Raw genomic sequence first — 12,080 nt, 5'->3', positions numbered from 1 at the left:
GGGATAGACAGCAAAAAGGCCTTTGCGCCATTGTGGGCGGAAAGGCCTTTGCATGCAATACCTGCAAACGTAAATTGGTGCGGATGGCCGGATTTGAACCGGCATGACTCTCGCCACTGCCCCCTCAAGACAGCGTGTCTACCAGTTCCACCACATCCGCACTGGCAGGGGGGAAGGTATCAAAAGCCGGTGGCAGGATGCAACGTTTTTTGTTCCGTAATCGGTGCGATGCATGCGGTTGCATGGGTTCCGCTCCTGGCGTACCCTGGCCGTAACACCGTGTTATAAAGGTAAGGAGCGGTCGGTCCATGGAAGGAAACACCATTTCAGGGCGTGAGGATCCCCATCCCATCGGCATTTTCGACTCGGGAATCGGCGGATTGACGGTACTTCGGGCCCTTCTGGGGCAGCTTCCCGGAGAACAGTATCTCTATCTGGGGGATACGGCGCGGGTGCCTTACGGTTCCAAATCGGCCCGCACCGTGGCGCGTTACACCCTGCAGGTGGCCGATTATCTTCTGGCCCGCGAGGTCAAGGCTCTGGTGGTGGCTTGCAACACCGCCTCGGCCATGGGCTTGCCCGCTCTGGTCGAGACCATTCCCATCCCGGTGGTGGGGGTGATCGAGCCGGGCTGCAAGGCGGCCCTGGCTGCCAGCCAAACCGGACGCATCGGGGTGATCGCCACCCGCTCCACCGTGGCCAGCGGAGCCTATGCCTCAACCCTCTCCCAGTTGGACAAGCGACTGCGCACCATTTCCCTGCCATGCCCCCTTTTCGTGCCCCTGGTCGAGGAGGGTTGGCTGGACCACGCCGCCACCCGGCTGATCGTGGCCGACACCCTGGCCCCGTTACAGGGGCAGAAGATCGACACCCTGATTCTGGGATGCACCCATTATCCGCTGCTGAAACCGCTGATCCAGGAGGTCATGGGGGATAAAGTGCATCTGGTCGATTCCGCCCAGGCGGTGGCGGAAGAGCTTTCCGCCATCCTGGGCAGCCGCCTCTTCCCCGCCCCCGCCCGGCGCAAAGGGGGGTTGCAACTGATGGTCACCGATACGGCGGAACGCTTCCGCGAAGTGGCGCAACGCTTTCTGGGTGGGATGGCTTTGGGGGAAGTGTTGACGGTGGATCTTTAGCCTGGTAATAACAATTTATACAGGTTAGATATTCATAAATAGGGTATAATTGGCCACGCCAAATAAACTTGCTATACAATGGACTCGATAATGTCTGATTCGGAAGAACCTCTTAATAAACTGCGCCGCTTTCTTCTAGATGATGACGGTTGTCTGGAGCAACAAATTCAACTCGCGGGACTTTATCTTCTGGCGTGGGAAATGTTGCAGACAGCAATACGCGAGCATTTGGAAACCTTCTTTTCTGATATATCTTCTGAATCAGGACAGATTGAGTTCAAAGTTCAAGAAAAATACACACATTTGTTCTCTGGGACGAAACAATTCGAAATGCAATTAGCGCAATGGAAAGAATGGGAAGTACTATCAGATGAAGAAACAGACTTAATCCAGGAGCTTCGCAAATATCGCAACGAGATTGCCCATAGGATAACACGAATTCTTATTAATGACCATACCCCCATGATCGAGATCGGCCACATAGAAGCCATCTTGAGCCTTATTCACAAAATTGACCACTGGTGGCTAGAAAACTTCGAGGCAGCGATCAATCCTCATATATTAACCATTAGTGAACAAGGTCTTGCAGAAGCATATTCATGGCGAGTCGGTTTTTTGTCTCAAGTTGTTAATAAAGTCAATAAATCCCGTAATGCCATACCGCAAACGAAAGACTCCTCTCAATGAACAACAAGCCAAAACTCGAACTCACCTGGATCGGCAAGGAGTACCGCCCTCGACGGAGCCGCGCATTCTGCTGGAAGATGCGACGAAATCCCACCATGCCCGCCACCGGGGACCGCAGGGGACCTTTACGATAACCGGCTGATCTTCGGGAACACCCTGCTGGCCTTGAAGGCCTTGGAGCAGGAGTTCGCCGGCAAGGTGAAGTGTGTGTTCATCGATCCGCCCTATAATACCGGATCGGCGTTTGAGCATTATGATGACGGTGCGGAGCATTCTTTGTGGTTGTCGTTGATGCGCGACAGACTGGAGATGATTTTGAGGGTTTGTTTCAGCGATATTCATTTCCTGGAACGGATTGATTATGCTTTCTTTTGATATATTATTAGATGATAGAAAAGAAATAACTATTCAGGGCCCTGTGCAGCGCGACATGACGGAGTCAACAGCGCAAGGAAAAGTCCCAGGGGTGCCCCCTGGACCCGTTGGGGTGGGGATAATCCCCCCAAAACCCCGTATACCTGAACAGATACGAAAAGAAAAACCTTGAGGGGGCAGCAGAGCTCCCCCTCAAACTCCCCCAACCCTTTTTATTAATAAAAGGATTTTATTGAACAGATACAGGATCCGGCACAAAAGTGTCTTCCGGCCAGTTCGGGGCCGAAATCGGGCTGCCCAAATCCGCCTCCATCAACTTGCGCCGCACCTCCAGCAGCCTGCCGATCAGGCCCGGTTCCGCCGCCCGATAAGCCGCTTCATCCTCTTTCCGCTCCACCACAATGCCCAACAACTCCGTAATGGCATTGCCCACCGAGTTCTGACTGATGGTCACAATCAACCGCCCCCGGTCATCCCGATACAAAATCTGCTTGTACGCCGGCTGCCAACGCACCTCGTTGGCAAACTGCGGGTCCGCCAGGATACGGTTGCGAACCTCCAGCACCCCCTTATGAAAGTCATTGGAAAACAATAAAATATTTTCCACATGATCCGGAAAGTGCAACTCTGCGACCGCCTCCGCGCCCCGTGAGGAAACCTGGCTGAAAAAGGTGCGGTAAAAATCCAGGAAACCCATCAACACCCGGTCATATTCCGCCCAGAAAGCCGGTCTGCCCAACGCCGCAACACCGTCCACCACCTCCCAACTCGGCAATCCCTTGGGATACCCCGTCAAGGACAACCGCGCCTCCCGCGTCACCACCGGGCGCAACTGCTTGAGATCCAAGGCCTCCAGAAAACGCACGTAAACCGCGCTCAACCGCGACAGGAAAAGGCTGTGATGCCCGCTGTCCGTCAGATTGGGATCATCCACCCGCGCCATCCGGGCCGCTGCCAGATCCGTGACCGGAAAACAGATGAAGTGGTTGTGAATCATGCGAATACTGGGAACCCCCGGCTTCGACAAAGGCCAGGTGGCATCCAGACTCGCCTCGCCGCACAAGATGACATGCTGGCCCGGATCCGGATAACGCATCAACATGTCTTCCAGAATCAACTGGGTCATGCGGCTCCAAACCCGCTTCTCCTGATGGGTCAGTTGATCCCGCCGCACCGGTCTGCCCAGGGGATTCAAGATGCGCTGCGAGGTATCCAGAATGATGGAGGTGTCAAACTCGATGCTGTGGCCCAACAGCTTGCGATAGAGCAGAAAGTCCTCGGGAGTACGCAACAGACCATTCTCCCGGGCCAGATTCTTCAGATTGGCGGCGCTGTTGTAAAACTCCACCGGAGTCATGCCCTGGGGAATGGTCAACGGCATCTTCTTGCGCGGCGTCACCAGTACCCTCGGCCCGGTCTCCATGTCCGACGCCCTCACGAAAAGAGAATCGAGGAGAGCTTTGAGCGATACTGCACCACCAAGGGATGTTTCGGACCGAGAAGATCGAATACCTGCAGCATCGCCTTGCGACCCGCATCCTCCTGGAAGGAGCGATCCGCCCGCACCACCGCCAGAAACTGATCCATGCCCGCAGCGAACTGTTCATCCCCGACCAGAGCCCGTCCCAGGTCCAGACGGGCCTGAAGATCACCAGGGTCGGCGGCGATACGCGCCTCCAACGCCGAGGTGTCCAGATCGGAGGCATCGAATTCAATCTGCGCCTTCAGCGACTTGGCCTCCGGGGACTCGGCCTCCTTGGCGGGCAGTTTTTCCAGAAACGCCTTGGCCTGCTCCTTCTCCCCTGCCGCAAGGTAGATGCGGGCCATGCCCAACAGACTCGGGGCATGGGCGGCATTGCGCTCCAATACCGCCTGATAACAACCGGCAGCCCGGTTCAAATCCCCGCTTTCCTCCAACATCATACCCTGCTCGGCCAGCCGATCCTCCGGGCTGGGAATGGCCTTGTCGAGAAACTTGCGGATCCCCGACTCCGGCAACGCCCCGGTGAACTCATCCACCACCTGCCCGTTGATGATCAACTTCACCGCCGGAATGCTCTTGACCTGGAAATAGCGCCCCAGATCGGGGTTCTGGTCGGAGTTGACCTTGGCCAGCACAAAGCGCCCCTCACCCTCACGGGCCAGCTTCTCCAGAATGGGCCCCAATGTGCGGCAGGGATTGCACCAGGGAGCCCAAAAATCCACCAGTACCGGCGTGGTGCGGGAACGCTCCACCACCTGGCTGCGAAAGTTCTGTGTATTCGCTTCGATGATCCACGGAGAAGAACTCATGTCCGCCTCTCAACCCCTCTGGAAAGAACGCCTGCCCGGACTCAAATAGCCCCCACCGCATGGATGGCCGCCAAGGTCACGCTGATATTGTAGAGAATGCCCGTCACTTCCTTCATCATGCCCACCATGGTCCAGGTCGGCTCCAGATAGAGCGGAACCACCACCGCATCCCCCGGCCCCACGTCCTGGGAACCCAACTGGAACCAGTTGACGCCGAAGGTGTTCTGGGTATGGCGAGGGATCACCCGCCCGTTGGCTTTGACCACGTAGACGTTCTTCTTGTCGGCCATGGAGGTGAACCCGCCGCTCATGTCGACATACTCTTCGGCATTGCGCCCCGGTATGAACTGGTGGGAGGTGGGATAATAGACCTCCCCGAAAACCGTCACCTCGTCACTGCGTTGCGGAATCAGCAACCGGTCGCCGTCACGCAGGGTCACCTGAGGCACATCCTGCTCCCCCCCCTTGCCCAGCAAGGTACTGACCAGGGTGGCCTGTCCCCCCGGCTGCTTGCCGGAAAGGATCTCCGGCAGATCGATGGCCAAGCGGCCATGCGGTTCGGTCTCCCGAAGCTTTTTGGCCAATCCAATGACCATGTTGGGATCGATACGACCCTGATTCTCGCCGCTGACAGTTGAAGCGGCCTTGACGATGCTCATTTCAACCCGATCCGCCAGGGCCGCCATCTCCTGACGCTCCCGCTCTTTCAGGTTCTCCCGGAGGAAGATGGCTCCGGCCGGATAGGCGTAGGAGGTCAACCCCCCGGCACGCTCCATCAGATTGATCAGAGTCTCCCCCTTGCGCACCGGATAGACCCCCGGAAAACGCACTTCACCCTGAATGGAGACCATGCGTACCTCGCTCCACTCGGGGGTCACCTTGACACTCAGGGTATCGAAAGGCTGCAACGCCATGTCCGCCCCGACATCTCCCGTCAGGATGCGCGCCAGATTGATCTTGTGATGCACGATCTCCCGTTCCCCTTGCGGGTTGACGGAGTAGCGCGACACCTCCCCTTCCAGACCATAGGCCGGTTCGGACATCTGCCCGCCGGCGCGAACCAGATCGCTGATGCGCATGCCCTCTTCCAGGGGATACTTGCCGGGAAACCGCACCATGCCGGCCACCTGAACGATGCGGGACGGCTCGAAGATGGTGGCCTGGGAGGTCAGCTTCTCGATCACCGGGGCCAACAGCCCTTCCCGGGTATACCGGGACCATTGCCGGTAGTGGTCCGTCAACTCCTTGGAGTTGGGCGGCACATTGAGAAATTCGAACTTGTCGAGCTTCGTTTCGGAGACGCTGCCGGTCATCAAAGCCGGCAAATCCCCCACGGCATGACGGAATTTGCGGAAGCGTTCGTTGCGAAAATAGGTTTCGAAATCGACCAGTCCCTCTTCCCCGCCTTTCTCCTTTTCTTTCCCCTCCAAATCCCCATCTTTGCCATCCGTTTTTCCCGCCTGAGGGAAAAGTCCGGGCATAGAAGCCGCCTGGCGACGCGCGGCGGTCCCCTCCTCCTGGCTCTTCGACAACGAGGAGGCCGCCAACAGATCGGGCAATGTCGGGTTGGGACCCAGCCTGGTTACACTGGTGCCCGGTTTTCGGGAGCTGCTGTTGTTGCCGAACAGGGTGGGGGCGCCAGGAGCCGTCGGCACCTTGTTGTCGGCTGGCTGTCCCGAATAGTGGAACTGTTGCAGGTTGGCATTGAAACCGTATCCGGCCTGGGAGGCGGCCTTCTGTTTCACCTCCAGGCTTTCACCCGGAAAAGCCTCCCGGAAGCCGCCCTGTCCCGGAAGTTCCAGCTTGCGGGAGAAGACCCCGTCCCGCTCCTCCAGATTACGCTGCTCCTCGAAAAACTGGCTGCTGGGGAAGATCAACAACTGGTCCTCCCCCTGCAACGGCAGATCCGCCGGAGAACCTTCGCCGCCCAGCACATCCCGAAGCCGAACCGAAACCGGAGCGATGCGCCCGTCCTTGTCCACCACACGGGTCAAAAGGGCATAATCGAGATCGGTGCCGGAGCGGATGTTTGCGGTGGCATGAACCAGATCGGAGAGACGCATCCCCGGCACGAAGGGATAGTCCCCCGGAAAACGCACATGACCCCGCACCGAAATCACCGGTTCCAGCTCGGCGGACCCGGTCTGGCGGCGCAGGCGGTTCAAGTAGGGCACCAGCGTCGCGGCCCGATCTTCGTGCAGGCCGAAGACCAGAATCTCGTCCTGGGGCTGCAAGGCGGGATTGTGGGACGAGTTGCGATTGGCCCAGGCCAATCCGAGACGGGTCGCCATGACTTCGGAACGCATGGTCGCCTTGTTGAAGCGCATGATCAGGACATAATCCAGGTCGGCATCCGGCTGCAACAGCTCCCGGCTCGGCAGCAGATCGACCAGGCGCATACCCGGTTTCCACTGATGAATGCCTTCCTGCTCCGCATGGCCGATCAGGGCCACGGTCTCCAGGGTCTTGTCCTGCACGGGATGGAAGCGCACCGTATCGCCGTCCATCACCTTCAAGGCCATGAAAGGATCCATCCCCGAGGGGGTGGGCACCATCACCCGTCCCTTGCCGGGCTGGATCCGTTCCAGTTCGAAGTCGTTGGCATAGGCCGTGGGCAGCAACCCTCCCGCCAGTTTGACCACGTCGCCGACGGTCTTTTCCCCGTTGAGTTCGTAGATGCCCGGACTGCGCACCTCTCCGGCCAGACCAACCGTGGCCCCGCGCCGGGGAATGAAGAGGACGTCCCCGCCCTGCAAACGCAAATCGCCGCTCTTGTCGCCCTTCAGTAGGAGATTGTACAGGTCGAGGGTGGCGATGACCTGCCCTTCACGACGCAACTCGATCTTGCGCAGCGAGCCCCGGGGCTTGACCCCCCCGCTGGCCGACAGCGCATTGGTCACCGTGGACAGCGCGCTGACCGTAAACGCACCCGGTTGTTGCGTTTCGCCCGTCAGAAAGACTTGAATGGAGCGCAGGGCACTGATGGACAGATGCGCCAGTTTCATGCCGATGAAACGGGTTTCGACCAGGTTTTCCAGGATGGTGCGCACCTCCTTGAAGGGCAAGCCCCCCACGGAAACGGGCCCGATTCCGGTCAGATTGATGATGCCGTCCCGGTTGACCCGAAGATTGTAATTCTTGATCTCCTTGCCGGTGACATTGACCTGCAACACATCGTCCGGACCGATCACATAGTCGTTGGGGATCGGCATGCTGCGGGATTGGGAGAAGGTCGACGGCTGGTTGGCGAAGAAGTCGTAACCGAATTGCGTCAGTTCATTTTCCCGGGCATCCTTCAGCAGGGCCTCTTCCTTTTCCTGGCGATTTTTCTTTTCGGTTTCCGCGCCGCTCCGACCGCTCTTGTTATCCTCCCGCTTGACGGGAGCCGCCGCTTTTTTCGGTTGGGGACGCGGCCGGGCCGGATGGACCTTATTCAGCTTTTCGTCGTTGCGTTGCACCGGCTGCTGCTTGGGCTGTTTCGGGTCCGCTCCTCCCAGGGCCGGCTGTTGGCCATTGCCGGGAATCTCCGTGTCGGCAGGAGAGGAATCATCATCCTCTTTGTCGTTCATCAACCGGTTGATGCGATCCAGCCGGTTGAGCAGGTTGTTGGATCCCAACTGGTCCGAGAAAGAGGAGGCCGCGAACGATTGCCCGGAGAAGACCAGAAACAACGGTAGAAGCGCCAGAGCCGTCCGAAACAACAACCCCGACAGGATCGGAAGATCCCGTGCCTTCGGAAAGCATCGATTGCAAGCCCATACTGCCCTCAAGCGCCGCATGGCGTCATCCCCTTGTCACCGTCAGAAACCACTGACCCAGGCAATGGTCAGAAAGCCGTATTTCCGATTGAAGCGGTTGGATGAAAAGGTATTGTAGGTGAACGGAATGTCCCCCACGAATTGATTCTTCATCAATTCTATCCTAAAAACCAAACCGCTCTCCTTAAAAATCTTGTATCCCACGTCGCCGACAATAGTCAGGTTATTGTCGTAAGTCGTGCGACCAAAGCGATGCACCGAATCCTCGACATCCCGATCATGTTTTTGAAAGCGCATGCCCAGACGGGTGCGCCATTTGTCGTCCAACCACTGGTACATGCCGCCGAAGTGGACATAACGGGCATCGTAAGCCGCTCCCATGCCCTTCCCCGGAAAAGCCCCCCCCTCATCGTGAAGATCGAAACTCAACACCTCGCAAAAATCGGGGTCGCCACTGACCAGGAACCCCTTGAACTGTTGGGGGTTGGGAGAATCCACGTCGTAGACACACTCCCCCCGCAAGGTGACCAGCAGCTTGTCGTAGTTGACCTTGCTCCAGCCCTGTCCATAAAACAACGAGAAGCTGTCGTTTTCGCCTCGCATCCAGGTGGCCAGAAGGTCGATCTGGGTCTGGCGATCACCCGGCCCCTTGATGGCGATCTTATCGGCGGTGATGCCGCGAAGGGTGGTGGCGGACTTCTTCTCCACCTCCTGGCCGCTGTTGCCCCAACGGGTCCAGCGCAAAGCCAGCGCCGGCAGATTGTCGACATTGACGGTGAACTGGTACTGGGCGCCAACCTGCCAACCCACGCTCTCCGCCGTATCCAGGGGAGTCATGATGGAACGGTCCCAAACGCCGCCGTCGACCCAGAGCCGCCGGGTTACGGCTATTCCGCCCAAAGCATGCCAACCGGTATAGTCGCCGACGGTGGTTCCGGAAAAATCCTGGTCCTTTTTGCGCAGATTCAGCAGATCGAGCTTGCCGTTCATGACATCCATACCGACTTCCCACTCCCCATGCCAGGGAGGATAGCCGTGCTGGGCCGTCAAAAATTCATCCAGCGGCGCACCATGGGCCAACCCCCCGCCCAGGACGACGGCAGGAAGAAGGGTGAGCCATGCGATTATGATGCCTTTTTCTGCCATGTGCCGCTATTCTGGACGGGTAAAAATAGGCGATTGTATAAAGCCGTGCCCTCCAGCGCAACCTTAAGAAGGTTATCGGCCAGGCAATCGTTGCTTTCCACAGAGGATAGTCCCATTCTTTTCACCGGAGCCCCCCTCGCCTGCTGCCGAAAGGAGCGATGAAATGGTCTGGATCTCCTGGAAAGAGACCGCCGTGAACATGGATCCCGCCACGGCGCGCAAGGTCCGCAAACCGGTATTGGCCGGAAGCTGGTATCCCGCCTCCGCCGAGTCGTTGCGCAATCTGGTGAGCGGCCTCCTGGAAGAGAAAACCTCCCATCCGGAGATCGGCCCCCAGCCGTTGCGCGCCCTGGTGGTGCCCCACGCGGGGCTGGCGTACAGCGGCGGCGTGGCCGCAGGAGGCTTCGCCCTGCTCCGCGATCATCCCCCCCGCCGGGTGGTCATTCTGTCTCCGTCGCATCGTGTGGGGTTTTCCGGCCTCTCCCTCCCGGAGGCGACCCATTTCGCCACCCCCCTGGGAGAGATTCCCCTCGATCTGACCGCCCTCGATACCCTGCGCCGGCAACCCCTTTTTGCCAACGCCCCTCAAGCCCACGATACTGAACACGCCATCGAGATTGAATTGCCCCTTTTGCAGGTGGCTCTGCCCGATTCCTGGCAACTGGTGCCGGTGATCGTGGGACGCACCACGCCCGATACGGCGGCTCGGGCTGCCGACGCCCTCCGCCCCCTGCTGGACCAGGAGACCCTGCTGGTCATCTCCGGAGATTTCACCCACTACGGCGCCGCCTACGGCTATCAGCCCTGGCCGGCGAACGAACAATTGCCGGAACGGCTCCGCGAAATGGACATGACCACCTTCGGCTTCCTGCAACGTCACGATACCAAGGGATTCCTAGACCACCTCGAAAAAACCGGAAACACCAGTTGCGCCGCCGCCCCGGCAGGGATACTCCTGAATCTCCTCGACGCGGAGTGCCGGGTCACCCTGCTGGAGTACGACACCTCCGGACGCATGACCCGCGACAACACCTTATCGGTCAGCTACCTGGCCATTGCCGTCACCCGGGAGGCCCCCTTGTCAACACAGCCCGATCACGACACCGATACCCTTGGGGAAGCCGACATGCGCCTGCTGCATCGTTTGGCGCGGCGCGTTCTGCAACAGGTGGTCACTTCCGGTTCAACCCCCGCCAACGTTCGGGAAATCGCTCGGGGGTTCGAGGTTCCGGACCATTTGCGACGTCTTTCCGGCGCCTTCGTCACCCTCAAGAAACATCACGATCTGCGGGGCTGCATCGGCTCCATCCTGCCGGTGATGCCTCTGTGGGACGCCGTGGCCGACAACGCTCTCAACGCCGCGCTGCGCGATCCCCGCTTTCGCCCGGTGCAGCCCGAGGAGCTGCCTCAACTGGAGGTGGAAGTCAGCGTCCTGAGCCCGTTGCGCCCCATCCCGGGACCGGAAGCCTTCGTCGTCGGAAAACAGGGCATCCTGCTCACCAAAGAGGGCCGCCGGGCGGTGTTCCTGCCGGAAGTGGCCACGGAACAGGGCTGGAGCCGGGAGGAGACCCTCGCCCAACTCTCCCGGAAGGCCGGATTGGCTGCGGACGCCTGGCGCTCGGGAGCCACGTTCGAGGTCTTCACCACCCGGAAATACAGCGCCCCTTTCCTGGAGCAGGAGAACTGAAACCTACCAGGAGACCCGGTTGCGCCCGGCTGCTTTGGCGCGATAGAGGGCGGAATCGGCCAGCGCCAGCAATTCAAGGGAGGTGAGATCCCCTTCCGGAATCGCCATGCCGCAGGAGATGGTGATTCCCGGCAAGGGCTGACCATCTTCCCCGTGGATGGCCGCCTCCTCCACCGCCTGACGCAACCTCTCCCCGACCCGTTCCACCTCTTCCCGGCTGGAGTCGGGCAGAAGGACCACCATCTCCTCCCCTCCGTAGCGGGCTGCGTGGTCGCCCGGACGCAGATGGTCTCGAATGGTGCGCGCCATGGTTCTCAGGGCACAATCTCCCGAAAGGTGCCCGTAGGTATCGTTGAAGCGTTTGAAATGGTCCGCGTCGATCAACACCACCCCCAGGGCGGAACCATTTCGTCTCTGCCTTTTCAGCAGCCGATCCAGGGCCTCGTCCAGCCAGCGCCGGTTGAAAAGGCCGGTCAGGGCGTCGACCCGCGCATTGTACTCACTGGCGGCCAGCCGCTGATTTTCCGCCACCAGCGTCTTGTTGATCAGGCGAATGCGTCGGGAAAGGATCAACAACAGGTTGCGGGCGATGGCATGGAAATTATTGACCAACGCCCACACCGTCTCGTGAGGCAGAGCCAGCAGGGTCACCTCCCGGTCGGCCAGCACCCAGGCGGATACCTGACGGGCCTCGATCAGGGAGAGTTCTCCGGCGCACTCGCCGCTCTCCAGAAAGGCGATGGGATCGCCCTCCGGCTCTTCCAGATGCACTCGCAACCTTCCGGCCAAAACGATGAACAGATGGGCGTTGGTCATACCGGGCCTCAGGAGAACCTCCCCTTCCGCCAAATGACGCACTTGCCCATGTTCCAGGAAATGGCCCACCGACTCCTGGGACATTCCCAGGAAAAGATGCATATTTTCAAGAGGATACTTCTTAAGAAGGGCTTGAATCATGGCTCTCCCCGGATGGGTGCGGGTTTTGGGCGGAAAATATTT

General features: G+C 59.2%; 8 protein-coding genes, 1 tRNA gene and 1 pseudogene. 4 read left to right on the top strand and 6 right to left on the bottom strand.

The features are described from left to right. Positions 1-75: 75 nt before the first annotated feature. Positions 76-160: transfer RNA gene (locus tag HQL56_00145), tRNA-Leu, on the bottom strand. Between the two features lie 148 nt (positions 161-308). Here HQL56_00145 and HQL56_00140 point away from each other — a divergent pair. The 3 genes and pseudogenes from HQL56_00140 (at position 309) to HQL56_00130 (ending at position 2,147) form a co-directional block, all read left to right on the top strand. Next, positions 309-1,136: a glutamate racemase gene (locus HQL56_00140; protein MBF0307923.1), complete on the top strand. Its 828-nt coding sequence runs from the start codon at positions 309-311 to the stop codon at positions 1,134-1,136. A gap of 90 nt (positions 1,137-1,226) precedes the next feature. Continuing rightward, positions 1,227-1,823, top strand: a complete 597-nt coding sequence (locus HQL56_00135; protein MBF0307922.1) for a hypothetical protein — start codon at positions 1,227-1,229, stop codon at positions 1,821-1,823. Further along, positions 1,820-2,147: pseudogene (locus HQL56_00130) on the top strand (site-specific DNA-methyltransferase). Before HQL56_00135 ends, HQL56_00130 begins: the two are co-directional and overlap by 4 nt. A gap of 280 nt (positions 2,148-2,427) precedes the next feature. On the opposite strand, the gene HQL56_00125 reads toward HQL56_00130, so the two are convergent. Genes HQL56_00125 through HQL56_00110 form a run of 4 tightly spaced genes read right to left on the bottom strand, consistent with a single transcriptional unit; the run spans position 2,428 to position 9,394 of the window. Beyond that, on the bottom strand, positions 2,428-3,621 hold the full coding sequence (locus HQL56_00125) for a hypothetical protein (protein ID MBF0307921.1): 1,194 nt from the start codon (positions 3,619-3,621) through the stop codon (positions 2,428-2,430). An 11-nt stretch (positions 3,622-3,632) separates the two neighbouring features. Beyond that, positions 3,633-4,490, bottom strand: coding sequence for a co-chaperone YbbN (locus HQL56_00120; GenBank protein ID MBF0307920.1), 858 nt, complete (start codon positions 4,488-4,490; stop codon positions 3,633-3,635). A gap of 41 nt (positions 4,491-4,531) precedes the next feature. Continuing rightward, positions 4,532-8,269: an SLBB domain-containing protein gene (locus HQL56_00115; GenBank protein ID MBF0307919.1), complete on the bottom strand. Its 3,738-nt coding sequence runs from the start codon at positions 8,267-8,269 to the stop codon at positions 4,532-4,534. Positions 8,270-8,290: 21 nt separating this feature from the next. Next, positions 8,291-9,394, bottom strand: a complete 1,104-nt coding sequence (locus tag HQL56_00110; protein ID MBF0307918.1) for a hypothetical protein — start codon at positions 9,392-9,394, stop codon at positions 8,291-8,293. Positions 9,395-9,557: 163 nt separating this feature from the next. Between HQL56_00110 and amrB the strand changes: the two genes are divergently transcribed. Next, positions 9,558-11,081, top strand: a complete 1,524-nt coding sequence (amrB, locus tag HQL56_00105; protein ID MBF0307917.1) for an AmmeMemoRadiSam system protein B — start codon at positions 9,558-9,560, stop codon at positions 11,079-11,081. 3 nt (positions 11,082-11,084) lie between these two features. On the opposite strand, the gene HQL56_00100 is transcribed toward amrB, so the two are convergent. Continuing rightward, positions 11,085-12,038 carry a GGDEF domain-containing protein gene (locus tag HQL56_00100; GenBank protein ID MBF0307916.1) on the bottom strand — a complete coding sequence of 318 codons (954 nt, stop codon included), beginning with the start codon at positions 12,036-12,038 and terminating at the stop codon, positions 11,085-11,087. Positions 12,039-12,080: the final 42 nt, after the last annotated feature.

This window comes from Magnetococcales bacterium (assembly GCA_015231925.1).
Taxonomy (GTDB): Bacteria; Pseudomonadota; Magnetococcia; order Magnetococcales; family JADGAQ01; genus JADGAQ01.
The sequence above is the reverse complement of the archived record's forward strand: the minus strand, read 5'-3'. Positions and strand labels throughout refer to the sequence as shown.

Excerpts from the sequence above, each read along its gene's own strand:
- HQL56_00140 (MBF0307923.1), top strand. The coding sequence starts at position 309 with ATGGAAGGAAACACCATTTCAGGGCGTGAGGATCCCCATCCCATCGGC.
- HQL56_00135 (MBF0307922.1), top strand. The coding sequence starts at position 1,227 with ATGTCTGATTCGGAAGAACCTCTTAATAAACTGCGCCGCTTTCTTCTA.
- HQL56_00125 (MBF0307921.1), bottom strand. The coding sequence starts at position 3,621 with ATGGAGACCGGGCCGAGGGTACTGGTGACGCCGCGCAAGAAGATGCCG.
- HQL56_00120 (MBF0307920.1), bottom strand. The coding sequence starts at position 4,490 with ATGAGTTCTTCTCCGTGGATCATCGAAGCGAATACACAGAACTTTCGC.
- HQL56_00115 (MBF0307919.1), bottom strand. The coding sequence starts at position 8,269 with ATGCGGCGCTTGAGGGCAGTATGGGCTTGCAATCGATGCTTTCCGAAG.
- HQL56_00110 (MBF0307918.1), bottom strand. The coding sequence starts at position 9,394 with ATGGCAGAAAAAGGCATCATAATCGCATGGCTCACCCTTCTTCCTGCC.
- amrB (MBF0307917.1), top strand. The coding sequence starts at position 9,558 with ATGGTCTGGATCTCCTGGAAAGAGACCGCCGTGAACATGGATCCCGCC.
- HQL56_00100 (MBF0307916.1), bottom strand. The coding sequence starts at position 12,038 with ATGATTCAAGCCCTTCTTAAGAAGTATCCTCTTGAAAATATGCATCTT.